Source organism: uncultured Mucilaginibacter sp., assembly GCF_903893715.1.
Taxonomy (GTDB): domain Bacteria; phylum Bacteroidota; class Bacteroidia; order Sphingobacteriales; family Sphingobacteriaceae; genus Mucilaginibacter.
Genome location: NZ_CAITNG010000086.1, coordinates 16,160 through 42,170 on the forward strand (window position 1 = coordinate 16,160; position 26,011 = coordinate 42,170).

The window sequence follows — 26,011 nt, forward strand, 5'->3', positions numbered from 1 at the left end:
ATTTCGGATTTATTTTATTTGTGATTCTCTCTTTGCTTTCAGCTTTCGGCTTTTAGCTCTCATCAGTAACGCAACCCTCTGCGGCGGTGCTTACCGATTTTGCGTATTTGTACAATAATCCTCTGCTGACTCGGAGCGCGGGCTGTTTCCATGCCGCTTTCCTTTTGGCAATTTCTTCGGGACTTATTATCAGGTTGATGGCGTTTGTTGTGGCATCAATAATGATCTTGTCATTATCCTGAACCATACCTATCAAACCGCCATCGAAACTTTCGGGTGTGATGTGGCCTACCACGAAACCGTGTGTGCCACCGCTAAAGCGGCCATCGGTAATCAAAGCTACCGAACTGCCCAAACCCGCGCCAAATATGGCCGAGGTGGGTTTTAGCATTTCGGGCATGCCGGGTGCGCCTTTGGGGCCAACATTTTTAATAACCACTACATCGCCGGCTTTAACTTTACCGCTTTGTATGCCGGCAATCAGTTCAAACTCGCCATCGAATACACGTGCGGGGCCTTCAAAGTGCGTACCTTCTTTGCCGCTTATTTTGGCAACGCTACCACCTTCGGCCAGGTTTCCGTATAATATCTGTAAGTGGCCGGTGGCTTTTATCGGGTTTTCGGAAGGGAAAATGATTTTTTGTGAATCGAAATCCAGTTCCGGAACATCGACCAGGTTCTCGGCAATGGTCTTCCCGGTAACGGTTAAACAAGTTCCATCTATCCAGCCTTTTTTCAACAGGTATTTCATTACAGCAGGTACACCGCCAATATTGTGCAGGTCTTCCATCATGTATTTACCGCTTGGCTTCATATCAGCCAAAACAGGGATACGGTTACTCACCGATTGAAAATCGTCCTGAGTTAATTTAACACCTACACTTTTTGCCATGGCTATCATGTGCAATACCGCGTTGGTTGAGCCGCCAAGTACCATAATGGTAACTATCGCGTTCTCAAATGCCTGGCGGGTCATGATGTCGCTCGGTTTAATATCTTTCTTCAACAATATCTTAATGGCTTTACCTGCCGCTAAGCATTCCGCTTTTTTGTCTTCGCTTAAAGCGGGATTGGAAGAGGAGTAAGGCAAGCTCATGCCCAAAGCCTCGATAGCCGCGGCCATAGTATTGGCGGTATAAATACCACCGCATGCACCGGCGCTTGGGCAGGCATTTTTTATAATGCCCATAAAATCGATATCATCAATTTGTCCGGCTATCTTTTTACCCAAGGCTTCAAAAGCCGATACGATGTTCAAATCTTCACCTTTATAATGGCCCGGTTTGATGGTGCCACCATATACCATGATGGACGGACGGTTTAAACGGCCCATGGCCATAATAGAGCCCGGCATGTTCTTATCGCATCCCGGCAAGGTGATCAATCCATCATAATATTGAGCGCCGCATACGGCTTCTATCGAGTCGGCAATAACGTCGCGGCTCACTAAGCTATAACGCATACCCTCTGTGCCGTTGCTCATGCCATCGCTCACGCCAATGGTATGGAATATCAGGCCCACCAAATCCTCATCCCAAATGCCCTGTTTAACCAGCTTGGCCAAATCGTTCAGGTGCATGTTACAGGTATTGCCATCGTAACCCATACTTGCCACACCCACCTGCGCCTTCTTCATATCCTCGTCGGTTAAGCCAATACCGTAAAGCATGGCCTGCGCGGCAGGTTGGGTAGGGTCTTGTGTGAGTACTTTGCTGTACTTGTTCAGTTCGGTAGCGGCGAGCGTATCGTTAGTTAAACTCATTTTTTTGTTCGGTTGTAGAAATTTGGTAGTATAAAAAAGCGCCTTCAAATTTTTTGTGAGAAGGCGCTTTAGTTTATTATGGTTTATTATTGGTTAAAACGCGTTCTCTTTATTGGCACAGGCACCAGCGCCAGGTTGTTTTGAATACCCAGCAGGCTCAGCAAAAATCCATTGATGACAGAAAAAAATCCTCTCATTTTGCTTATCATTTTCATGGGTTCAGTTTGTTTAAATTGTATAGCTGTAATTTAGGCTGTTTGATTTTAAGTATCAATAGGCCATGTCATTTATTTGTAATTAGTATATAATTTTGATATTTTGTAAATATCAGAATAAGATATTGATATTTTAGTATTTGTAGAATTTATAATTGCGTACCGTATACCAAAGTTAAATTCGGTATACGGTATAGTAAATGTTGTTTTGTGATTTTAGTCATAAATTCTGCTTAAATTTGGCTACTACCGAAAAAAATTTGCATTTTTAGAGAGCAAAGCCTGTTAAACAATCCATGTATTTTTTATTGTAATTTGAAAGTGATTTTACATGAGGAAAATTACCTTAATCCTAATTTTTTCCTTCGTGTTTTGGGGTGGTTTTGCACAAAGCATTGAAGGTACCTGGTACGGCGCGTTGATGACGCCGGGCGGCAAGTTTGTGCTGGTTTTTCATATCAGCAAAGAGAATAACGAATACGCATCGACCATGGACAGCCCGGCGCAAAAACTCGTGGGTGTCCCGATGTTGGGTATATCTTTCGAAAGCAACGTGCTGACTATGGGCGGCCCGGGCGGTGTTTTTATTTACAAAGGCAAATATAAGCCGGATAGTAATAAAGTGAGTGGTACTTTTAGCCAGGGCGGACTGGCTTTGCCCATGACGCTTACCCGCGATTCGGCCAATACCCAGGTAAGGCGGCCGCAGGACCCGAAGGATTTTCCATATATAAGGGAAGAAGTAACGATAACGAATGCCAAAGCGGGTGTTCAGCTTGCCGGCACATTAACCATGCCCCGCAATAAGAAAGCTGAAAAAATAGTGGTATTGGTTACCGGGTCGGGCCCGGAGAACAGGGATGAGGAAATGTTTGACCATCGCCCTTTTTTGGTTTTGTCCGACTGGCTGACCAGAAACGGGATAGCCGTGCTGAGATGTGATGACCGGGGCGTTGGCAGTTCGACCGGTGATTTTGCAAGCGCAACCACTTATGATTTTGCGGATGACGCCGAAGCGATAGTTAGTTATATTAAAACGCGCCCCGACCTTAAGGGGATGAAGGTAGGGCTGATAGGACATAGTGAGGGCGGTGTGATGGTATCAATAGCGGCATCGAGGAATAGTAATATAGATTTTGTGGTATTGCTTGCCGGGCCGGGCGTTCCATTGAAGCAAATTCTGCGCGAGGGTACCGCATTGTCGGCAAGTGAGAGCGCTGCCGCGATGGTAGACAAAGTATATGCCTATATAATAAAGAACCCCGGCTTAAGCGCCGCTGACATAGACAAAGGCATAGAGGCGCTGGTTTATAAAGAAGCCGCGAAATCGGCAGATGGTTTGGTACTGGGCATGCAACCCAAAACATTGAGCGATATTTACAAAGGACAGAATTATTCGGGTACCTGGTTCCGGAAGTATGTGGCATTGGAGCCAACACAATTTATATCGAAACTGCAATGCCCCGTTTTGGCCATTAACGGCACATTGGATATGGTAGTGCGCTGCGATGAAAATTTGAAAGCCATTGAAGGCGCTTTACAAGCAGGCGGTAACAAGCATTTTGAAATAGCACCCATGACAGACCTGAACCACTTTTTTCAAAAAACAACGGCCGGGCCCATTGTGCCTTACGAGAAAATAGACGAAACCTTTAACCCGGCGGCCTTAAAAAAGGTGAGCGATTGGATAAATGGGTTAAAATTTTAATTGTAGAAAATTAGAAACAAAAAAGGCATCTTAATTAAGATGCCTTTTTTGATGAAAAAGAATAACTTATTTGGCTGTTGCCGATTCGGCTAAAACCATTACATTGTTGTTCAACACTTCAACAACACCGCCTTTTACCAAAAAAACTTCTTCTTTGGCGCCTGTACGTACAATCACTTTGCCATCTTCCATTGTCGAGATGATAGGCGCGTGGTTGTTCAATATCTCGAACGAACCCATAGTACCCGGTACGGTTACCGAACGCACTTCGCCTTCGTATATCTTTTTATCGGGTGTTAATATTTCTAAATTCATTTTTTTGCGTATTGCGTAGTGGGTATTGCGTAGTGCGATATGAGAAGTTCAGTCTCAATACGTAATACGCATATCTCAATACTAATTGTTCGCTTCAGCCAATAACTTTTTACCTTTCTCAATAGCATCTTCAATGCTGCCTACCAGGTTGAACGCTGCCTCAGGATATTCATCTACTTCGCCATCCATAATCATGTTGAAACCTTTGATGGTATCTTTAATGTCAACCAACACACCTTTTAAACCGGTGAACTGCTCGGCAACGTGGAAAGGTTGTGATAAGAAACGTTGAACACGGCGTGCGCGCGATACTACCAATTTATCTTCTTCAGATAGCTCGTCCATACCTAAGATGGCGATGATATCCTGTAGCTCTTTGTAACGTTGCAAGGTTTCTTTAACACGTTGAGCGGTGTTGTAGTGCTCATCGCCTAAAACCACAGGGTTCAAAATACGCGAAGTTGAATCCAAAGGATCCACCGCAGGGTAGATACCCAACTCGGCAATTTTACGTGATAATACAGTAGTAGCATCCAAGTGGGCAAATGTTGTTGCCGGTGCAGGGTCGGTCAAGTCATCCGCAGGTACGTAAACGGCCTGTACTGATGTAATTGAGCCGCGTTTTGTTGAGGTGATACGTTCCTGCATCAAGCCCATTTCGGTGGCCAGTGTTGGCTGGTAACCTACCGCCGATGGCATACGACCTAACAAAGCCGATACTTCGGCACCCGCCTGGGTAAAACGGAAGATGTTATCAACGAAGAAAAGGATGTCTTTACCCTGGCCTTCGCCTTCGCCATCACGGTAATATTCGGCAACAGTTAAACCTGAAAGGGCCACACGTGCACGTGCACCGGGAGGCTCGTTCATTTGGCCAAACACCAATGTTGCTTTCGATTCTTTTAATTTTTCTTTATCAACAACGCTCAAATCCCAGCCGCCTTCTTCCATCGAATGTTTGAAAGCGTCGCCGTAGTTAATTACGTTCGATTCGATAAACTCACGCAGCAAGTCATTTCCTTCGCGGGTACGCTCACCTACACCGGCAAATACCGACAGACCGGCATAAGCTTTAGCAATGTTGTTTACCAGTTCCATGATCAATACGGTTTTACCAACACCGGCACCACCGAACAAACCAATTTTACCACCTTTTACGTAAGGCTCCAACAGGTCGATAACTTTGATACCTGTAAAAAGCACTTCAGTTTCGGTTGAAAGCTGGTCGAATTTTGGGGGCAGGTTGTGGATTGGATAACCGTTTGAGTTATCTATCGTATCTATACCATCAATAGCTTCGCCAACCACATTGAACAAGCGGCCTTTGATTTGATCGCCAACCGGCATTTTAATGGCCGATTGCGTATCTAAAACCGGCATCCCGCGCAATAAACCGTCGGTCGAGTCCATCGCGATGGCGCGAACACGGTCTTCGCCTAAGTGTTGTTGAACTTCGAGGATAATTTTTTGGCCGTTTTCTTTAGTGATCTCTAAAGCGTCGTAAATTTTAGGGAGATGGGCATCTGCAAAACTCACGTCAACTACCGGGCCGATAATCTGAGCTATTTTTCCAATGTTTGGCATACTATTGAGCTTATTCTGTTGTTTTAAATATTGTACAGTAACGTGGTGTTAACCATGCCCTGTTTCGGGTTGCAAAAATAAGCTTTTGTACCGATAATCAAACACTTCGATAAAAGAATTTGTTACCGTTTAAAATTTAAGGTTTGACCCTAAAAAATATTTAAAAAATTACTATGTTAGCATAGTAATTTTTATTATGTTTGCATACCAATTACCTTTTACTGGATAAAACCAAAAAAAACCAATTATGAGAAAATTACTACTACTGGCCTTAGTGGTATTGCCTTTTTTAGGTATGTCACAAGGCTTCCAGGTCAATTTGCACGGAGAAAAGCAGATTGGTATGGGCCACACAGGCACAGGCTTGTTGCAGGACGGTGCATCTGTTCTGTTTAACCCCGGCGCGGTAGCCATGCTGCCCGAAAACTACATTCAGGGAGGTATAAACCCTTTGTTTTTTGAGTCATCGTTTTTAGCAGCGGGCTCAAGCCAACAAGAAAACACATCGAACCAGGTAGCTACACCCTTTAATATTTATGGTGTATGGGGGCCAAAGCACTCCAACCTTAAATTTGGCATGGGTATTTATACACCTTTTGGCGGCTTAACCAACTGGGGCAATACCTGGAGCGGCAAATACGTGTTGGAAAGCCTCAACCTGAAGGCCATCTACTTTCAACCAACCATAAGCTACAAATTGTGCGACGCCATCAGCGTGGGTGCAGGCTTTGTTTACGATTACGGCAGCGTTGATTTGACCCAGGCTATACCATTGGCCAACTCAAACGGACAAGATGGCCAAGCTGAATTAAAAGGCAGCGGGCACGGTACCGGTTATAACGTGGGCGTATTCATTAAAGCAAGTAGTAAACTGACTTTCGGTATAGATTACCGCTCGCAGGTTACCACCACCATCAGCAATGCACCGGCTACTTTTACAGTTCCGGCTTCGTTGGCAACAAGTTTCCCATCGCCTAATACATTTACTTCATCTATTCCACTGCCGGCTACCAGTTCTTTGGGTATTGGCTACTCGCCAAGTAAAGACTGGACCGTTGCTTTTGACTTTAACTGGGTAATGTGGTCGGTTTATAAAACTTTGGAGTTTGATTACGGAACCACTACACCGGCATTGCAAAACACCGTATCGGCACGTAACTATCAGGATGCATACGATTTTAGGGCAGGCGCGCAGTATCAGGCCGATGCCAAAACCTTTATCCGTTTTGGTGGCGGTTATGCCACAACAGCAGTTAAGGATGGTTATGTAACACCCGAGGCACCCGATGCCAACCGCGTTTACGGAACTGTTGGCATAGGCATAAAAGCGATGAAAAACCTGGATATCGACGCAGCGTTTGAATTTGAGCATTTAATGAGCCGTACGCAAACTAACCTGCAGAGCAACCTGTCGGGTACCTTCCAAACCAACGTATATATACCGGGCGTATCATTGGCCTATCACTGGTAACATAAATTAGATGAACATGAAGAACTTTAAAAATTACTTATATATACTGGCGGCATCGGTGCTTTTTGCAGCTTGCAAGCCGGTTATCACTACGCCAACCGCTACATCAGGGTCGGCAAACTTTACACGCTACATAGCGGTAGGTAACTCGTTAACCGCAGGTTATGCCGATGGTGGTTTATACCTGGCAGGGCAATTAAACTCGTATCCCAGCATTATCGCGCAGCAAATGCAGATAGTTGGCGCGGGCAGCTTTACGCAGCCCTTGTTTAGCCCAAGCCAGGCCAGTGGTACAGGTTACCAAAAGCTGACCGGTTTTGATGCGAGCGGCAACCCACAACTAACCGCAGTTGCGGCAACAGCCGTAAGGGGTACCATTACCTTACCGGGATTAGGCACCATACCATTGTTTACCAAGTATACCGGAGCTTTAGAGAACTATGGTGTACCGGGCATTAAGCTGAACGACATTGATAACCCGGCTTATGGTAACGGCAACCCGTACTACGAGCGTTTGTTGCCTGGCAACTCGCCAACCAATACCACACAGTACCTTGATTTTATTACAGCGCAACCATTTACCTTTTTTACTAACTGGTTGGGTAATAACGATGCCTTGGCCTATGCTACCAGCGGCGGCGCCGGCGATGTGCTAACCGATGTAGGTACCTTTAGCAGTAAATACACTACCTTGATAAGCAGGTTAACCGCCAACGGCCAAAAAGGCGCCTGCGCCACTATACCCGACGTAACTACCATACCTTATTTTAATACGGTAACGTATGCTGCTATTTTAGCCGGGGTGCAAAAATCGATTCCAAGTATTCAGAATATTTATATTTTGGCTGCTGATCCAATCGGCACTAATTATGCATACCGACCAGCTACCGCGAGCGACTTATTTGTTTTAACCTTCCCTACCAGCCTTATCGGTTCAACTACTGCAGGTGTTGGTACATACCCTTACGGTTTAGACCCGCGTAACCCTATCGAGTCTAAATATGTGTTGGATGCCAATGAAATTGCTTTGGTTAGAAGCCATGTGGCATCTTTTAATAACACCATTAAATCGGTGGCATCATCAAAAGGGCTGGCAGTGTTTGATGCGTTTACCTTCCTGTCAAATATTAAAGCCAATGGCTATTTGATAAACGGTTTGAGTTTAAACTCCAACTATATCAGCGGGGGCATATTTTCGCTGGATGGGGTGCATTTAACCCCGCGTGGTTATGCCATTGTGGCCAATCAGTTTATTACGGCTATCAATAACCAATATGGTTCGAACATACCGCTGGCCAATGTTTCGGCTTACAATGGTGTGATGTTCCCATAACAAGAGTTTGTTTGATTTGATATAAAGTTTGATTGAGTGAGAGCCGCCCTGTCCCGATAGCTATCGGGATATTGGGGCGGTTTTTTTTGTTCAATCATTCCACAGTTCGGAATATGGAATCCCTTTCAGCTTACTGTCTTTTATTAATAGAGCTTCCTTGTATCCCCGTTTTAGCGATTTAAATTCGTATGTATTAAGGTCATCATCCGAATGCATATAGATATCGCCACCTGCATTTGTAACAAGTGAAGAAATAGTTGATATAACTTCTGAGTTATTGTCAGGAAGGTGAATAGTTAGCGTTATCATAATGGTACTATTGGTCCAAAAACTGTAACACCTTTTTCATCAGCGATACCCGTTTGTTGCTGAAAGGATGGTCGGTATCCCAAACCTGGTAATCGAAGTAGGTTTTGTGGCCTGTTTTTATCGCATCGGCAATGGGTTTGTTGCGGGTATGCTCGTCGAGCATCACAATTTGTTTGTTGGCGAGGGCTTTGCCGTCGTTGGTTAAATCGTAAAATGATGGATTGGTCATTACCGCGCCAAACAGTTCGGCACCCGTAGTGTTCAATACAAAAGATGGTTCATTATCGTTTGCTTTGATGATGTTTTCGAGCTCCTGTGCATTTTTGGCTGCTTTTACCTCCCCATAAATATTCCAGGTGGATAAGGCGAAACCTTTTTTAACTCCAGGCAATTGTTGCAGGGCCTTTAAGCATATCCAGCCGCCCATGCTATGCCCAAAGAGTGCCATGTTAGCGGTATCGATTTGCAGCGCATCGGCATTTTTTTTGCAGTAAGCTACAGCATTTACCACGTCCTCCACACAGTTTTTAAAGCTGAACTTGCCGGGACTGCCCCAGGAGCCGCGGTAATCGAAATAGATAACGTTCCAACCGTGGGCGCGTACCACTTGTGCCAGGTCGAGGTTTTTTTCGTTGCCGGGGTAGCCGTGCAGCATCAACAGAGTAGGGTGTTTTTGTTTGCCGTTGGGTGTATACATAAAACCCTGTAAGGTGCTGCCGGCCGATGGGATGATCAGTTCTTTAAAACCGGCATGCGCGTTTTTGTCCCAGGTGAGGTTATGCAGTACGATAACGTCCTTGTCAGACTGACAAAAAGCTGTTTTAAATATTAGAATTCCAACAATTGTAAGCAATAAACGCAGGTTTTTTTTCATGAGAAATAATTGTTATTAAACATTAGCTATTCAGAAAACGGTAATACTAAGTTTGAATTTATTTGGATAATTATCGAGTGAATTTGAAGCTTAATAAAAAAAACATCCAAATCAGTAAAATGCTAACGATACTTACCCAAAAGTATCGTTGCTTTTTATCCGAATTAAAATCATCAAATTCGGCAAAGTACGCTACATATTTACTGTTCTTGAATAAAAGAAAATAGTTAAATAAAAAAGCTGGCAATATTATAGTACCTAAAAACAATGCACCGTTGGTTTGATTTTTAAATGACCAATCACTTAGTGACTCATGGAAAAATAACTGGCAAACATTGAATAGCGCCCAATCTATATTCATGACTAAAATTCCCATAAAGGACCCTGCATGAATAGTAGGGTTTGTGAAAGATTGGTTTTTTAAAAATCGATAGACAGAGTAGTGTAAGACATTCCAATACCAAACAAAGTTTCTTGATTTCATGAGGCAATTTATCGATTTTTTATTTGGCGTCAATCACCAAAAGTCAGTACGATTTTACCAATGTGTTCGCTGCTTTCCATCAGGCGGTGTGCACCGGCCACATCCCCGAAAGGGAAAGTTTTATAAAGCACAGGCTTTATTTGGCCCGATGCCAACAGCGGCCATATGTGTTGCTCCAAATTTCGGGCGATAGTGCTTTTAAAGGCCGTATCGCGCACACGCAAAGCCGAGCCGGTAATGGTGAGGCGCTTATGCGTAATGAGGTTGAGGTCGATTGTCGCATCTTTGCCTTTGAGTGCGCTTATCACCACCAGGCGCCCATCGTAGCCTAATGATTTGATATTGTCGGGGGTATAATCGCCGCCAACCATATCGAGAATCACGTTGACACCTTTGCTGCCGGTCAGTAGTTTGATGGCATCCCTAAAGTTTTCGGTTTTATAGTTGATGGCTTTTGTGGCGCCCAACTGTTCGCAAAACTTGCATTTCTCGTCGCTGCCTGCGGTAATATATACCGTGCTGCCCAAAGCTTTTGCCATTTGTATGGCCGCCACGCCGATGCCACTGGTGCCGCCGTGCACTAATAATGTTTCGCCGGGCAGTAGTTTAGCGCGGTCGAACACGTTGCTCCACACCGTAAAATAAGTTTCGGGCAGGGATGCTGCTTCGGCTAAGGAGAGGTTTTCGGGTATGGGCAGGCACTGGCCTTCGGGAATGGTACAATACTCCGCATAGCCGCCACCACTTACCAGTCCGCAAACTTTATCGCCAATGTGCCAACGTTCAACGCCTTCGCCAAGGGCGGTGATGGTGCCGGCTATTTCCAGTCCCGGAATATCCGATGCTCCCGGCGGGGGCGGGTAAATGCCTTTGCGTTGAGCGATGTCGGGGCGGTTAATGCCCGCGGCTGCTACTTTTATGAGTACTTCGCCGGCCGCTGGTTGGGGTGTGGGGCATTGGCCTATTTCGAAAACTTCGGGACCGCCGGGTTGGGGGATGATGATGGCTTTCATGGTGTGGGTGATAACAGGTCAAGTATAGCTAATGTTTGGCAATTAATAGCAATAAGATGACGCTGAGATAAGGGCAAAAATCCGTACTTTTGTATGGGTGAAAGGTGAGTGGTGGACAGTGAAAAGTTCTTTAAAATGTAAATTAAATACCCATGAGATCGGCAATCGGGTCTATGGGTGTGATATTATCAAAATGGCAATGTTACATCCTTTTTTTACGCAAAATACCCATAATTGCCCATGGGTATTGGCCAAACAGGGGTGTAGTATTGCAAAAATTGCAAACGGGTACCCATAATTGGAAAGAAAAATAAAATTTTAAACACCCATAAATACCCATAACACGTGTCGCCCGAAAAGGGCACTTTATTTTAAAATCAGTGTAATCAAAATTAATCGTTGTAATCAAACCCTAATCAGTATAATCAAAAATATAAATATGTCAGTAAAAATCGGCGAGGCCGCACCACAGTTTATTTTAGTATCCAACGAGTTAAAGTCGGTTAGTTTGGCCGATTACAAAGGCAAAAAGGTAGTTATCCATTTCTTCCCGATGGCGTTTACAGGTACCTGTACCACCCAGCTATGTACCATGCGCGACAGTTTTGGTTATTACGAAGGACTGAACGCGCAAATATTGGGTATATCAGTAGATTCGCCGTTTACCCTGAAAAAGTTTGCCGAAGAAAACGATTACCAGTTTCCGTTGTTATCAGACTTTAACAAAGAGGTATCAAAGGCATATGGCGCTTTTTATGAGGAGTTTGTATTCGGTTTAAAGGGGGTATCGAAGCGTGCAGCCTTTGTTTTGGATGAAGAACAAAAAGTAATTTACGCCGAAGTGCTGGATGTGGCTACAGATTTGCCTGATTTTGAAGCCATTGCAAACGTTGTAAAGTAATTTATAATTTTTTTTAACAGATTGAAAAGAAATCCTATTTTTGCAGTCCGTTAAAAAATGCATTCGTAGCTCAATTGGATAGAGCGTCTGACTACGGATCAGAAGGTTAGGGGTTCGACTCCCTTCGAGTGCACACATTTAAAGTCTTTCTGCCCCCTGACAGAGAGACTTTTTAAATTTTATCACAAGGATGCTGAATTTAGTACTGTTTGGTCCGCCCGGAGCAGGGAAAGGAACACAATCTCAAAAGCTGATAGAAAAGTATCAGTTGGTTCATCTTTCAACCGGCGATATCCTACGTGGTGAAATAACGCAAGGCACCGAGCTTGGTCTTGAAGCCAAAAAGCTGATGGACAACGGAATATTGGTTCCGGATGAGGTTGTTATCGGGATGATCAGCAATAAACTGGATGCGAACAAGGAAGCCAATGGCTTTATTTTCGATGGTTTCCCACGCACAGTGGCACAAGCCGAAGCATTGGATGGTTTGCTGGCATCAAAAAAGGAAGCCATATCGGTAATGATAGCTTTAGAGGTAAACGATGACGAACTGGAGCACCGGTTGTTATTAAGGGGAAAAGAATCGGGCAGGCCCGATGATGCCAACCCTGAGGTTATCCGCAAGCGCATCCACGAATACAACAGCAAAACAGCGCCGGTAGCGCAATTTTACAAAAGCCAGCACAAGTTTAAAAGCATAAACGGCATAGGCAGTGTTGATGATATATTCCACGCGGTGTGTGGGGTGATTGATGCGCTGTAGCGTGCGTTACAAACGCAGAACCATATTAAGCGCTCGTTGCAAACGAGCGCAATACTTCTAAGAAAATCCGAAAACGTCCCGATAGCTATCGGGATGACTTCCGAATTCATATATATGTCCCAAGGTTCAAATTTTGTTGATTATGTGATGATATGTTGCCGCTCGGGACATGGCGGTGGCGGCTCGTCGCATTTGCATCGAGATATCCTGACCTCGAAAGGTGGCCCCGATGGCGGCGATGGCGGACGTGGCGGCGATATCATCGTGGTGGGCAACGCCCAATTATGGACCTTACTGCACTTAAAATACCGCAAGCACATTATTGCCGGCGATGGCGAATCGGGCGGCAGTTCGTTACGTACCGGCAAAAGCGGTCGCGACGAGATACTCGAAGTACCTTTGGGCACCATAGCCAAAGATGCCGAAACAGGCGAAACGCTGTTTGAGATAACGCAAGATGGCGAAACCCGTATACTGACCAAAGGCGGTCGCGGTGGTTTGGGTAACTGGCATTTCCGTTCGGCAACGCAGCAAACGCCCCGGTTTGCTCAAACAGGCGAACCCGGAATTGAAGAATGGAATATATTAGAGCTGAAAGTATTGGCCGATGTGGGCCTGGTAGGCTTTCCTAATGCCGGGAAATCTACGTTGCTATCCGTTGTATCAGCAGCCAAACCCGAGATTGCCGATTACGCTTTTACCACTTTGGTGCCCAATCTGGGTATTGTGGCCTATCGTAACAACAAGTCGTTTGTAATGGCCGATATACCGGGTATCATCGAAGGCGCATCGCAGGGAAAAGGCTTGGGATTCAGGTTTTTGAGGCATATCGAACGCAACTCGGTACTGTTGTTTATGATCCCCGCCGACACCAACCGCAGCATTGTTGAAGAATACAATATTTTGCTGCACGAACTCACCGAATATAACCCCGAGCTTACCCATAAGCCCCGCGTGCTGGCCATTACCAAAGCCGATATGCTGGATGATGAACTACAAGCCGAAATGAGCAGGGAATTGCCAAAAGGGATACAAACTGTATTTATCTCATCGGTTGCCCAAAAGGGCTTAACGGAGCTGAAAGATTTGCTTTGGAGGGAAATTAACCAACCGGCCTAATTAATGGCAGTATATAGCCGGTAGTCTTTATCGAGCGGTTTTACCTCGAAGTGGTGGTAGTTTACAAAGCTTTTGCAAATACCCCTGGCTGTACCGTTCTTTTCATAGCTTACCGGCATCAGGATGTAGATAATGCCTCCATTTCCGGCGTACTTTAGCTCGGCAAACTCCTGGCTACTCATATCTTCAATATCGAGTGTAATGATGCGGTTGTGCGGCAGTTCGATAGCGATATCGGGACTGGGTATCACAAAGATGGCCTGGTTGGTGTGCTGCGCATCGAGTGAGGACAATTCATCCAACGTAGATTGCAAATAAGCCTGTTGCGAAAGGCCCGAAATACCATGAGAGGCATGCCGGTTATAGTTGTACTCGGTTTTAAAGGTCTTGAACTCCCAGCAAATAAAAGCTATCCAAACGATGCCGAACGCTATGCGCGATATTTTGGCTTTGCTTACCAGGTAAACTATGCCCGGGATGGCCAATAAGCCAATGATGCGGTAATGCCTGCCCTCGAAGGATACCGCGGCCTGCTTTAAATAAAGGTAGGTGAAAAATACGTTGCCTATTACATAAAAAGCGATGAGCGCGATGGCGTATCTGCGTTCCGGTACATACCGGTACACGGCTATCACCAAGGCAAGCGCAGATAAGGCAATTACCATAAGGATAACGGTTGTCCATTGATAGGAAAACATGGCGCCATCGGGGTGGTAAATAAAGCCGTTGAACAGCTCGTCTAACGATAAGCCGGCCAGCAAAGGCGAGGCCAGCGGAAAGCTGAAGGTTTCGGGTTTTATGAGCAAAGGCCCTCCTGCGTTCGACGGGTTTTGACCCTTTGACAGGTAGAAGAGGTAAATAATAACAAGAGCGCTAATAAATGGGATAGCAAGGAGCACACCGTTCTTTAACCATTTCAGGATATCTTTTTGACCGAAGGAAACATTTATCCAGATACAGGCAACGCCGGCAGCGTACATCCATAAAGCGGATGATTTAGCAAAAAAGCCGACCAACCCGGTACACAATACAAACAATAAAGCCTGCCAGTTGAGTTTACTGACGCCAAAGCATCCGTATAAAAACCAGCCGGCAAAGGCAAATAGCAAAGTTTCGCCGCCGGTGTAAAATATGTGGGGCAGGATAAAGAAGTTTTGACTGGCGATGAATGCCATGCTGATAGCCGAAATCCATGGTGTAAAGCCAAGGCGTTTGAACAATTGGTAATAACCTGCTAGCCCTAAAACCGAACAAAGAGACACGGTAAGCGCTACCGCTTTGCCCGTATTGAGCCACAATATGGTTTTTAGAAAGTAGGGCATAAGGTATTGACCCGGCGACCACCACGACAGGAAGTCGGCATCGTCAAGAGCGATATTATCGGGGTTGGGGCTTAACAACAGGTTAAAAGGGTGCCCTTGTTGCATGCACCGCATTACCTGAAAGCCCCAGCTTGGGTCGGGGAAGGGGCTGGGCGGCACGATGAATATCAGGATACCAAGCACCAGGGTAACCAGGCCGGTAATGAGGATAACGATGCGGTAAGGCTTGTTTTTTAAGGATAACGACGCGTTCATTTGAGCGCTAATTTAGCAAAATAACTATTGCCTGCGTTCTGCTTTATCCCACGCGGCGCTTTGCGTTTTTTTGAAGTATCGGATAATACCTGCTAATACTGCATAGTTCATCACACAGAAGTAATAGGGGATAAAGAGTATTTTGATGCGCAGCTCGCGTTTCTCCATAATAAACCCTAAAAAGGCCATCAGGTAAAACAGTACCTGTGCAACCAACAACAATTGATAGAAGGCTTCGCCTTGCAAGGCGATAAACACATTGAGAACAAAGGCCAGGATGAGGAAGAAAGGTGTAACTGTCCAGCGTAATACACGATGGCTTACGTATTGGAAGCAAAGTATGCTGGAAAAAGGATTAAGCAGGCTTTTTAGGCGGATGATGGATTGGATACCTCCGGCTGCAATCCTCACTTTGCGTTTTAATTCCTCGGAAACATTGGCCGAGGCTGTTTCGGTTGCATAGGCTTTTGGCTCGTAAATGATACGGTAGCCTTGTTTGGCTATGAGCATCGATATCATAAAATCGTCGAGGATGGTATCAGGGTAAAACCGGCTTGTACAAATGGGTACGCACGCTGAACAATTCGCCGGCGGCACCTACAACCGAGTACAGTTCTGAGTCCCATTTTTTGAGTGCCGACTCGTATTTCCAGTAAAAGCCTTCACCTGCAGAGCTGGCATCATCCAGGATATTACAGAACGTAAGCAGGAGGAAGAACGCCAGCGGGTGATATTCGAACGCTCTACCGATGCGCATTTATTAATAGACGATACCGGCATTATAGATTGCAACAACGCAGCGTTGCGTATGCTGGGTTGCAAGAACAAAACCGATTTAATTGGCCTTAATCCTTCGAAGTTTTCGCCCGAGTTTCAACCTGACGGGCGCAGGTCGGCCGAAAAAGCAGCCGAAATAAACCAGCAGGTTTATAAAAAAGGCTATCAGCAATTTGAGTGGCTGCACAGCCGTATGGATGGCAGTAATATTATGGTTGAGGTAACAATGAACCCCGTTACTATCAATAACAAAGCAGCTTTGCTTATTGTATGGCACGATATTACCCTACAAAAGCAGGCTGTTGAGAAACTAAAAAGCAGCGAGGCTCTTTTACGCGATACGCAACAACTTACTCACAGCGGCAGCTGGGAAATGGATATGCTTACCGGCAAAAACTATTGGTCGGCCGAGGCCTTCCGTATTTTTGGTTTGGAGCCTAAAGGGCATGGGCCAGGTACCGAGGAGTTTGATAGAATGATCCATCCCGATGACAGGGAAAAGTATCTGGATTCGATAAGAAGTGCTTTAAAAGGTGGCGAAGCATCTAATTTCGATTTACGCATCATTAGGGCAAACGGCGAGGTAAGACACATACAAGCCATTGGCAAACCTTTTTATAACGAGCATAACCAGGTAATAAAATTGCACGGTGCCATTATTGATATCACCAAACACAAAGAAGCCGAAGAGGACATCCGCGCAAAACAAGAGCAATTAAAATCGTTCATCGAGTTTTCGCCGGCAGCTATCGCTGTATTTGATAAGGATATGCGGTATATAGCCGCAAGTAACATTTGGAAACGGGATTATAAACTTGAACGTAAAAACATTATCGGGATTTGCCATTACGACATATTCCCCGAATCATCACATCGATGGAAAGAATTTCATCAGCGTGGTTTTGCCGGTGAGGTGTTGAGCAACCCCGAAGATAGCTATGTGCGTAAAAACGGAAGGGTACAATGGTTTAGATGGGAGATACGGCCCTGGTATGAAAAAGATAATGAGATAGGTGGCATCATTATGTTTACCGAAACCATTACCGAACGCAAAGAGGCTGAACAAGCGTTGGTAAAGGCGAAGGAGCAGGCTGAAAACGCGGCGCAGGCCAAAACGCAGTTCCTCTCTACCATGAGCCACGAGATACGTAAACCCATGAACGCCGTGATTGGGTTTACACATTTATTGTTGCAAAACCCGCGCGAAGACCAGATTGAATATCTGAAAATCTTAAAATTCTCGGGCGAAAACCTGTTGGTGCTGATCAATGATATACTCGATTTTAGTAAAATAGAAGCCGGTAAGTTGGAATTTGAAGATGTTGATTTTAGTGTAAAAGATTTGGTGCGCAATACACGGTTGGCATTGATACAGCGGGCCAACGAAAAAGGCATACAGGTGAAGTTAATGATTGACGAAGACCTGCCAGACGCCGTTATTGGCGAACCGGTTAGGTTAGGGCAAATACTCACAAACCTAATCAGCAACGCCATTAAATTTACAAACGTAGGTAAAGTAACTATTGCGGCTTCTCTTTTAAGCCAGGATGCAGATAGTACGACAATTAGTTTTGAGGTTATGGATACCGGCATCGGTATCCCTGCCGATAAACAGGAATCCGTTTTCGAAAGCTTTACCCAAGCCAGTTCGGACACGACGCGGAAATATGGCGGAACAGGGCTTGGTCTCACCATTACCAAGCGTTTGCTCGAAATGCAGGGCAGCCAAATAAAACTGCAAAGCGAGCCGGGCAAAGGATCGACGTTTTACTTTGACCTGAAGTTAAAAAAGAGCGATTTGAAACTCGGGTCCGACGCGGGATCAGACAAACCTGTTGTTACCAAAAGCTTGAAAGGCACCCGTATTTTATTGGCCGAAGACAACCAGATTAACGTGCTTTTGGCCAAACAGTTTTTAAAACAATGGGACGTAGAATGCGACGTGGCCGAAAACGGTGTAATAGCTGTGCAATTGGCAAAAACCAATAATTACGACATGATACTAATGGATTTGCAGATGCCGCAAATGGATGGTTATTCAGCAGCTGAAGAAATACGTAAACTGGAGCCTGTTGAAATTTATTCAAAGCTACCTATCATCGCGCTAACAGCGTCAGCTATGCTCGACAATAAGGACCGTGCTTTTGTTGTGGGAATGGACGATTATGTGAGCAAACCATTTAATCCGGACGACCTATACCGAAAAATAGCCCACTACCGGCAACTATCCCTTAGTCGAGCAGTTTCAAAATAAGTTCGATTGTAGGTGAGGTCCCAATTGCCCTTATTGTAACTTATTGGTTATTATTTCCAAACATTAAACCTGAAGTATTGTTAAAATGTCATACCGACACACATTGTTAATCGTAACATTTTAAACAATTAACAAAGTGATGCCAAAGTATTGTTAATATTGTGCTTTGCGATAAGCAAGTTCGATATTTGATTAAACCTGATACTACAACCATTTATATATGAGCCTGATCAGTATTGTTAACGGTGCTGAACGTCCTGATTTTTTGCTTAACGAAACTTTGGCCGACATATTTACCGCATCGGCACAAACGTTTCCCGATAAAACCGCCCTGATTTTCGAGAGCGAATCTATAACCTATGCAGAACTTGATACCTGGACGAATGCGATTGCTGCCTTCCTCTCAAAAAAAGGTATAAAGCGGGGCAGTAAGGTGGGTGTATGGTGGCAGCGCGGCCTTGAGTTGCATGCTGCTATTTTGGGGATAGTAAAAGCCGGTGCAGCTTATGTTCCGGTCGACCGCGAAATGCCTGCCGAACGGGTTGAAACGGTGATGAAAGAAGTTGGTGCCGATGCCTGTTTTAGCAGGGCCCAGTTAAATGTAAACTGCAAAATAATACGCGTACCCGCTCGCGGCGACAATTACGACAAAGTTGTTCACCATCACGGGCCAAAACCGGATGATTGCGCTTATGTATTGTATACTTCAGGCAGTACGGGCACACCAAAAGGCATACCGATAGGGCACAGGCAAATATGCCATTTGGTACGGTCGGAGCAAAGCGTTTTACAGATACAAGCTACAGACAGGGTTTATCAGGGCTTTTCAGTGTCCTTTGATATGTGGTGCGAAGAGACCTGGATAAGCTATTTTGCAGGGGCAACCATTTGGGTGGCCAACAATACAACTTCAAAAGTAATCGACGAATTGGCCGGTGTATTGCGCGAGCAAAAAATTACGGTATTGCACGCCGTGCCAAGCCTTTTGGCGGTGATGGACGATGACGATCTGCAGTTGCGAATAGTGAATGCCGGTGGCGAAGCCTGCACACGCAAGGTGTTGGATCGTTGGGCAAAACCCGGTCGCGCTTTTTACAACAGTTACGGCCCTACTGAAACTACCGTTACGGCCACCATGGGGATACTCCATCCCGGCGACCCGATAATGATAGGCGACCCTTTGCCCAATTACAACCTGGCCGTGGTTGATGAGCAATTGAACGTGGTACCCCGTGGCGAGCGTGGTGAACTGGTGATAAGCGGCCCCGGATTATCAAGCGGCTATGTAAAACTGCCCGAGCTGACGAAACAGAAATTTGTGCCTAAGCCGGCATCTTTAGCCTATATGCATGGCGATATGATATACCGATCGGGCGATGCAGCCATTATTAATATAGATGGTACTGTTGACGTTCAGGGCCGTTTTGACGATCAGATAAAACTGCGTGGATATAGAATTGAGTTGGGCGAAATAGAAGCAAAGCTGAACGGTATCATGGGGATAAAATCAGCAGCCGTAGCGGTTAAGAAAGACATTAACGACCAGGATCAATTGGTAGGTTATGTAGTTACTGTCGACGATACAGAAATTGAGGAAATACTGTTGCGGACCGAATTGGCTAAGGTATTACCAACCTATATGGTGCCAGGTGCCATTATGCGGATGGCGGAGATGCCACGCATGCCGAGCGGTAAAATTAACCGTAAAGCTTTACCCGTTCCCGATGTGATGAATATCAGGAGCGCTGGCGATCCCGATGACGTGTTGGATATGAATGCGCCTATGCGCGATAGGTTTCTCGCCATCCTCAACAAAATATTCCCTAACAAATCAATCGACTTTTCGATGGATTTTTTTGACGACCTTGGGGGCCATTCATTGTTGGCAACAGCCTTGGTTTCGCGCTTGCGTAGGGATGCCGGGATGCCTTATGCGTCGTTAAAGGATATATACGTTAACCGGCCACTGAGTAACCTTGTTGAAAATTGGGAAGGCCGCGTCAAATCGAAAAAGAAAGAACGCGTGTTCCATAAAGTGAACCAATGGCAATATTATGCTTGTTGGATGGCACAAACGCTTTCTCTGGGAATAATTTACGGATTGTTTGCTGTCGAGATATTTTCGCCATACCTGGGTTACTATTATATGGAGCAAGAGCACGACAGTATGCTGACAGGTATCCTGGTAGCAATCGCATTGTTCCTCCTTATCGCCCCTGTATACACCGTCGCCACCATCGCTTTGAAATGGCTTTTGCTGGGCAAAATGAAAGAAGGCGATCACCCCTTATGGGGATGGTTTTACTTCAGGTGGTGGTTTGTTAAAACCATGCAAGGCTTAGTGCCGGTGCAGTTTGCAACCGGAACACCAGTGTATCCGCTTTACCTGCGTTGGATGGGTGTTAAAGTTGCTGCCGATGCGCAACTAAGTTCGTTATCTATCGGCGCCGAAGACCTGGTTTCTATTGGCAGCGACGTAAGCATCAGCTCGGCAGTAATGCTTAACAATGCTTTTGTTGAGGATGGGATGCTCAAATTACGGAGCATACACTTAGGCGACCACGCATACATTGGCAGTAGCGCCGTTATATCAGGCGGGGCAGTAATGGAAGAATGGAGTGAGCTGCAGGATTTGAGCCATTTACCTGCAGGCAAAACCATTAAGCCCGGCGAAATATGGCAGGGCAGCCCGGCTCAACTGAAAGAAACCAAGAAAATTGAAGATTTACCGCAGCCTTTGCCGGTATCCCGGCAGATGCGCCGAAAATATGCGGCTATATTTGCCGTGTTGGTTTTTCTGGTACCCTTTATCGTCCTGTTACCACTTATCCCGACAATTATAGCGGTAAATTATCTGGATAACCAAGCCGACGATTACGACTTTACATATATATGGGTGGTGCCTTTTTTAGCTGCGCTATATATTGTGATGTTTGCCTTCGAAACCATTGTGCTGACGCGCCTGTTACAACGCCACATAAAACCGGGTAAATACCCGATATACAGTCCTATTTACGTGCGCAAATGGTTCGCCGACCAACTCATGAGTTTGTGCTTAATCGTATTGCACCCAATTTATGCCACGGTATTTGTATCAGCATTTTTCAGGTTGCTTGGCGCGAAAATAGGCAAGAACACCGAAGTGTCTACAGCCAGCAGCGTAACACACCCATTGTTGGAAATTGGCGACGGCTGTTTTATAGCCGATGCCGTGACCTTAGGCGAAGCCGACGTACGCGGCCAACAACTGATACTGGACCATACAATCATTAACAGCAGTAGTTTTGTGGGCAACAGCGCGCTCATCCCGCAAGGTTATAATTTGCCGGGGAATATGCTTATCGGCGTACTGTCAACCCCTCCAAGCGTACAACAGATGGAAGATACAGGTGCCAAAGATTGGTTTGGCTCGCCTGCAATCGCCATGCCGCGCCGCCAGGAGAGTACCGTTTACCCGCCCGAATTGACCATTACACCTCCATTTTGGCGGAAGCTGGTACGTGGAGTTGTCGAGTTTATCCGCATCATACTTCCCGAGACAGCCATCATTTGCTTTACCATCTTCTTTATCGCTTTTACGGTCGATCTGGTGGTTAATGAACCAATGTGGAAGATTGCTGTTATGTTCCCTGTATATTACTTAGGTATAATGGGCATACCATCATTTTTGCTGGTAGTGCTGTTAAAATGGGCCTTTATAGGTAAGTATAAACCGCGCCAAAAGCCTATGTGGACATGGATGGTTTGGCGCAGTGAAGCCATTACGTCAACCTACGAGGCGCTTGCGGTTCCTTTCCTGCTCGACTTTTTGCGTGGCACGCCCTGGTTACCTTTGGCTTTACGCTTATTGGGGGTGAAAACCGGCAAACGGGTATGGCTCAATACTACCGATTTTACCGAACACGATATGATATCGATTGGTGATGACAGCGCCCTGAACGAAGACTGCGGACCGCAAACCCACTTGTTTGAAGACAGGGTAATGAAAATAGGTCCGGTTAAAATAGGTGCCCGCAGCAGCATCGCTCCCCGTACCATTATTTTGTATGATAGCGACATCGGTAACGATACCAATATCGATGCCCTTTCGTTAGTGATGAAAGGGGAGACCTTGTCGCCCGGAACGGATTGGATCGGTAGCCCGGTTAAACCGGCCTGATAATATAGCATTAGATGTTGCAAGGAGCAACGATTTGGACTACATTTGAATATTAGTAGTTACCTTATAAAAAAACAAGTATGGGAAAGCCAAAAAAAAGCGACTTCTTAAAGTCGGCTCAAAAAGGGGAGTTCAATAATCAACCGGGTAAAAGCGGCCAGGTAAGTTCAAAAGCTAACTTTGTAACCAAATCAAATCCGGCAAGGAAAAAAGGATAAGCTTATAAACCTTCTACAAATACAGGTGTCTCAGTTACCGCTATGGTGGTTTTGCCATTTATGGTCTTTAGTGTATGGCTATCCATTTGGATTGGACCGGGCTTTAGTTCATGTACAACTGCGTTCTTGCTGCTTCCCAAATCTAATCGGTAGCTAACAGTCCTGCCCTTTTCATCAGGTACCATCAAAACGTACATCTTCTTTGTGCCAAGGTCATATTCATCCACTAAAGGGTCTTGGCTGATGGTTCGTTTATAGCTATAGTTGCCCATCAGTTTGGTTACCTGCAAAATATAGTCGGCAGATGGGCGACGCTTTAGCGTGCTGCCATCCACCAATCCCGATGTGCCATATTGTACCCCGCTGCTATTATCGTCAAACAATTGGTAATAAAACAACCGCTTGATGCCATGTCGGTTGAACAGTAGGGCATCCCGTAACAGCCAATCGGCTTGTGTGGTGAGTGCCGATTTATCGCCTATTGCAATTGCCCTTTGCGGGCTTTTAGGGTGGATATCATAACCGGTCTCGGTTACCCATACTTCAGGGTGTTGCGGTAGTGATTGAGACAGCTTGACAAAATCATCGGCTACCTTGCCCGCATCGCTCAACTCAGGCGCAATGCCCCGTGTAGCCTGCTTATCCGAATGTTGTTGGCTGTCGTTAGGGTAGTAATGGAAGTTGATCACATCAAAACATAGGTCAACGCTGCCATCGCGTTTGTAACCACGGTGTTCTTTACACCAGGCAATCATGTCGGCAACATACTTTACATCGGCTTTAGCCAAACCACCCATCACCACTTGCATGGTTGGGTCGGCGGTTTTAACCCCCGCGTTTTTGCCCATCCTACCTTTGTCGCCATCATAAAAGGCCGACATATTGGCCGCGTATTCTTCGGCACTTTGTTGCGCCTGTTTGCCCTTCCACCATTTATCGCGCTCGTTATCGCACTCAATGTAATGAACAAGGCCCATTCCCATTTTTGGCTCATTCACCGGATCGCCTGTCCATCGTGGTTTGGTGCTTACGCTTACCAGCTTAGGGTCTACAGTTTTGTTATAGCCATATCTGGCTACAAATTGAAATGCGGCTTTGGCTTGTGAAATATATGATGCCGGGTCGTCGCGGTCCCAACCATAGGGTAGGGGCGCATTCTCATTGTCGCGCTGGTTTACCGGGTAGGTATCAACCAACCATTGCGGGCAGGTTTTCAGGCAAGTCAATACCATGATGCTGTCATCTTTGCAACGCTGGTACATGGCATCGTAGTTCCAACTACCGTCGCCGGCCGGATTAAAAGTGTAGCTGCCTTGTTTGGGCTCAATTTTACTCCAATCCAGATAATGCCGTATGCCGCTAAAGGTTTTGATGATGTCCATTTTGGGCTCGTAGGGTTTGCTCACATCGTTCAGGTTGTTGGGGTCTTGTAAAATGTTCCACTCGTAACAGTTGATGCCGAATATGTTTTTGATCGGATTGGGTACTACCGGATGCACGGCAACAAGGTTTTCGGCATGTAATAAGCCAAAATGCCGGCGCAAAAAACCGATAACCACAATAACAATCAAGCAACATATATAGAGCAGTTTCCTCATCGTAATAAATATACAAATTTTACAATAGCATACCATAGGCAACGCCGTTACAAACATATTCTTTATAAATTTGCCCCCCTCAATTATATACAAATGAATATAGCGATAAACGGTTTTGGCAGGATTGGCAGGATGTTCCTTCGTGCGGTGCTCGAAAACCCGCGGGTTAAGGTCATTGCCATAAACGACCTGACCGATACTGAAACCCTCGCGCATTTGTTTAAGTATGATTCGGTGCACGGCCCTTTCAAAGGAACGGTCGAACATGATGCCGAACACCTCATTATCAACAAGCACTGCATACGCGTTATTGCGGAAAAAGAGCCCGTATCACTTCCGTGGAAAGCTATGGATATCGATCTGGTGATCGAATCCACTGGGAAATTCACTTCCCGTCAGGGTGCCGCGCAACATATAACTGCTGGTGCTAAACAGGTCATCATCTCTGCCCCATCTTCAGACAAGGACGTGCCCACTGTGGTGTTGGGCGTAAACGACGGTATGATCGATCTCTCATCGCCCGTCTTATCTAATGCATCCTGTACCACCAATAATGTAGCGACTATGGTGAAAGTATTGGATGATAACTGGGGCATCGTCGACGGTTACATCACCACCGTACACTCCATGACCGGCGACCAAAACCTGCATGACGCTCCGCATAAAGACCTGCGCCGCGCACGTGCCGCTTCAGCGTCCATCATACCAACAACCACCGGCGCTGCAAAAGCCATTACCAATATCTTCCCCCATTTAAATGGCCGCTTGGGTGGTGCCGGTATACGCGTGCCCGTGTTGAATGGCTCGCTGACCGATTTTACCTGCAGTCTCAAAACTACACCCACTGTCGACGAGATCAACGCGGCTTTTAAAAAAGCTACCCTTAACGGGATGAAAGACATCCTGGAATATACCGAGGACCCAATAGTGTCGGTCGATATTTTGGATAACCCGCACAGTTGTATATTCGATTCCAAACTCACATCGGTTGTTGGCGGACTGGTAAAAGTAGTAGGCTGGTATGATAATGAAACCGGCTATTCCAATCGCCTGGCCGATTTGGTAAACAAAATCAGCTTACTCACATGATTAAATTTATACCTGCCGAAGCGGTAACCAGCGTCCGCAATATCGTGCTCCGCGAAGGGAAAATGCGTCCGGGGCAACCCCATTGGCCAACCGACGATTTGGAAGGCGCTTTCCATCTTGGCTACTTTGTTGGCGATGAACTGGCCTGCGTCGCCTCATTCCACCCCGAAAGCTATGCCGACTTTACCGGTACTGGTTACCAACTGCGCGGCATGGCTACTCTCGAAACCTATCGCGGCAAAGGTTTTGGCAACCAGTTGCTCAACTTTGGCATCGTTTATCTGCGCGGGCAAAAGGCCAATTACCTGTGGTGCAACGCCCGCAAAAAGGCACTCAGGTTTTACGAAAGCATTGGTTTCGAAATCATATCCGACGAGTTTGACGTGCCCGGCATTGGCCCACATCACGTAATGTATCTTAAAATCCAATAAACAAGGGCCCGCAGTTACTGTAGACGTGACTCAAGTCACCATTGGAATTGAAATTCA

The 26,011-nt window shown here is 45.8% G+C and carries 22 protein-coding genes and 1 tRNA gene; 12 read left to right on the forward strand and 11 right to left on the reverse strand.

The window, feature by feature from the left end:
• Window positions 1-52: 52 nt before the first annotated feature.
• Together ilvD and QZX97_RS10030 are read right to left on the reverse strand one after the other, a co-directional pair.
• A complete protein-coding gene (gene ilvD / locus QZX97_RS10025) occupies window positions 53-1,762 on the reverse strand; it encodes a dihydroxy-acid dehydratase (RefSeq protein ID WP_295653900.1) in 1,710 nt (569 codons plus the stop codon).
• Between the two features lie 86 nt (window positions 1,763-1,848).
• Window positions 1,849-1,977, reverse strand: coding sequence for a hypothetical protein (locus QZX97_RS10030; RefSeq protein ID WP_295653903.1), 129 nt, complete (start codon window positions 1,975-1,977; stop codon window positions 1,849-1,851).
• A gap of 331 nt (window positions 1,978-2,308) precedes the next feature.
• Between QZX97_RS10030 and QZX97_RS10035 the strand changes: the two genes are divergently transcribed.
• Window positions 2,309-3,685 (forward strand): alpha/beta hydrolase, encoded by a 1,377-nt coding sequence (locus QZX97_RS10035; RefSeq protein WP_295653905.1) that lies wholly within the window; start codon window positions 2,309-2,311, stop codon window positions 3,683-3,685.
• A 66-nt stretch (window positions 3,686-3,751) separates the two neighbouring features.
• Here the strand turns inward: QZX97_RS10035 and atpC are convergent, their stop codons facing one another.
• Window positions 3,752-4,000 (reverse strand): ATP synthase F1 subunit epsilon, encoded by a 249-nt coding sequence (gene atpC, locus QZX97_RS10040; protein WP_295653908.1) that lies wholly within the window; start codon window positions 3,998-4,000, stop codon window positions 3,752-3,754.
• A gap of 81 nt (window positions 4,001-4,081) precedes the next feature.
• Window positions 4,082-5,584 carry a F0F1 ATP synthase subunit beta gene (atpD, locus tag QZX97_RS10045; protein WP_295653911.1) on the reverse strand — a complete coding sequence of 501 codons (1,503 nt, stop codon included), beginning with the start codon at window positions 5,582-5,584 and terminating at the stop codon, window positions 4,082-4,084.
• Between the two features lie 247 nt (window positions 5,585-5,831).
• On the opposite strand from atpD, the gene QZX97_RS10050 reads away from it, so the two are divergent.
• Together QZX97_RS10050 and QZX97_RS10055 are read left to right on the forward strand one after the other, a co-directional pair.
• Complete coding sequence (locus QZX97_RS10050; RefSeq protein WP_295653914.1) at window positions 5,832-7,055, forward strand: outer membrane protein transport protein; 1,224 nt, start codon at window positions 5,832-5,834, stop codon at window positions 7,053-7,055.
• A gap of 16 nt (window positions 7,056-7,071) precedes the next feature.
• Window positions 7,072-8,388, forward strand: a complete 1,317-nt coding sequence (locus QZX97_RS10055; RefSeq protein ID WP_295653917.1) for an SGNH/GDSL hydrolase family protein — start codon at window positions 7,072-7,074, stop codon at window positions 8,386-8,388.
• Window positions 8,389-8,704: 316 nt separating this feature from the next.
• Here QZX97_RS10055 and QZX97_RS10060 read toward each other — a convergent pair whose 3' ends face one another.
• From QZX97_RS10060 to QZX97_RS10070, 3 genes are all read right to left on the reverse strand, one after another.
• Window positions 8,705-9,571, reverse strand: a complete 867-nt coding sequence (locus QZX97_RS10060) for an alpha/beta fold hydrolase (RefSeq protein ID WP_295653919.1) — start codon at window positions 9,569-9,571, stop codon at window positions 8,705-8,707.
• A 70-nt stretch (window positions 9,572-9,641) separates the two neighbouring features.
• Window positions 9,642-10,055 (reverse strand): hypothetical protein, encoded by a 414-nt coding sequence (locus tag QZX97_RS10065; protein WP_295653922.1) that lies wholly within the window; start codon window positions 10,053-10,055, stop codon window positions 9,642-9,644.
• A gap of 29 nt (window positions 10,056-10,084) precedes the next feature.
• Window positions 10,085-11,068, reverse strand: a complete 984-nt coding sequence (locus tag QZX97_RS10070) for an NAD(P)H-quinone oxidoreductase (protein ID WP_295664619.1) — start codon at window positions 11,066-11,068, stop codon at window positions 10,085-10,087.
• Window positions 11,069-11,507: 439 nt separating this feature from the next.
• Between QZX97_RS10070 and QZX97_RS10075 the strand changes: the two genes are divergently transcribed.
• From QZX97_RS10075 to obgE, 4 genes are all read left to right on the forward strand, one after another.
• Window positions 11,508-11,969, forward strand: coding sequence for a redoxin domain-containing protein (locus tag QZX97_RS10075; RefSeq protein ID WP_295653927.1), 462 nt, complete (start codon window positions 11,508-11,510; stop codon window positions 11,967-11,969).
• A gap of 59 nt (window positions 11,970-12,028) precedes the next feature.
• Window positions 12,029-12,102, forward strand: a tRNA-Arg gene (locus tag QZX97_RS10080).
• Window positions 12,103-12,159: 57 nt separating this feature from the next.
• Window positions 12,160-12,732 (forward strand): adenylate kinase, encoded by a 573-nt coding sequence (locus tag QZX97_RS10085; RefSeq protein WP_295653930.1) that lies wholly within the window; start codon window positions 12,160-12,162, stop codon window positions 12,730-12,732.
• 114 nt (window positions 12,733-12,846) lie between these two features.
• Window positions 12,847-13,851 (forward strand): GTPase ObgE, encoded by a 1,005-nt coding sequence (obgE, locus tag QZX97_RS10090; RefSeq protein ID WP_295664620.1) that lies wholly within the window; start codon window positions 12,847-12,849, stop codon window positions 13,849-13,851.
• Here obgE and QZX97_RS10095 read toward each other — a convergent pair.
• The 3 genes from QZX97_RS10095 to QZX97_RS10105 are packed head-to-tail and all read right to left on the reverse strand — an operon-like array spanning window position 13,848 to window position 16,185.
• Window positions 13,848-15,428, reverse strand: coding sequence for a hypothetical protein (locus tag QZX97_RS10095; RefSeq protein WP_295664621.1), 1,581 nt, complete (start codon window positions 15,426-15,428; stop codon window positions 13,848-13,850). The two genes, obgE and QZX97_RS10095, sit on opposite strands and share 4 nt — an antisense overlap.
• A 24-nt stretch (window positions 15,429-15,452) precedes the next feature.
• The gene (locus tag QZX97_RS10100; protein WP_295664622.1) at window positions 15,453-15,947 is read right to left on the reverse strand and encodes a hypothetical protein; all 495 of its coding nucleotides are present in this window, start codon (window positions 15,945-15,947) and stop codon (window positions 15,453-15,455) included.
• A gap of 19 nt (window positions 15,948-15,966) precedes the next feature.
• Entirely contained in the window at window positions 15,967-16,185 is a 219-nt protein-coding gene (locus QZX97_RS10105; RefSeq protein ID WP_295648206.1) for a hypothetical protein, read from the reverse strand.
• Between QZX97_RS10105 and QZX97_RS10110 the strand changes: the two genes are divergently transcribed.
• The 3 genes from QZX97_RS10110 (at window position 16,156) to QZX97_RS10120 (ending at window position 22,836) form a co-directional block, all read left to right on the forward strand.
• Window positions 16,156-18,459: a PAS domain S-box protein gene (locus QZX97_RS10110; protein ID WP_295648203.1), complete on the forward strand. Its 2,304-nt coding sequence runs from the start codon at window positions 16,156-16,158 to the stop codon at window positions 18,457-18,459. The genes QZX97_RS10105 and QZX97_RS10110 overlap by 30 nt on opposite strands.
• Before the next feature lie 220 nt (window positions 18,460-18,679).
• Window positions 18,680-22,618, forward strand: a complete 3,939-nt coding sequence (locus QZX97_RS10115) for a Pls/PosA family non-ribosomal peptide synthetase (RefSeq protein ID WP_295664623.1) — start codon at window positions 18,680-18,682, stop codon at window positions 22,616-22,618.
• 80 nt (window positions 22,619-22,698) lie between these two features.
• Window positions 22,699-22,836 (forward strand): hypothetical protein, encoded by a 138-nt coding sequence (locus QZX97_RS10120; protein ID WP_295648199.1) that lies wholly within the window; start codon window positions 22,699-22,701, stop codon window positions 22,834-22,836.
• Between the two features lie 2 nt (window positions 22,837-22,838).
• On the opposite strand, the gene QZX97_RS10125 is transcribed toward QZX97_RS10120, so the two are convergent.
• Window positions 22,839-24,434: a hypothetical protein gene (locus QZX97_RS10125; protein ID WP_295648196.1), complete on the reverse strand. Its 1,596-nt coding sequence runs from the start codon at window positions 24,432-24,434 to the stop codon at window positions 22,839-22,841.
• Between the two features lie 93 nt (window positions 24,435-24,527).
• On the opposite strand from QZX97_RS10125, the gene gap reads away from it, so the two are divergent.
• The gene (gap, locus tag QZX97_RS10130; protein ID WP_295648193.1) at window positions 24,528-25,523 is read left to right on the forward strand and encodes a type I glyceraldehyde-3-phosphate dehydrogenase; all 996 of its coding nucleotides are present in this window, start codon (window positions 24,528-24,530) and stop codon (window positions 25,521-25,523) included.
• Window positions 25,520-25,954 carry a GNAT family N-acetyltransferase gene (locus QZX97_RS10135; RefSeq protein ID WP_295648191.1) on the forward strand — a complete coding sequence of 145 codons (435 nt, stop codon included), beginning with the start codon at window positions 25,520-25,522 and terminating at the stop codon, window positions 25,952-25,954. The genes gap and QZX97_RS10135 overlap by 4 nt, the downstream gene beginning before the upstream one ends.
• Window positions 25,955-26,011: the final 57 nt, after the last annotated feature.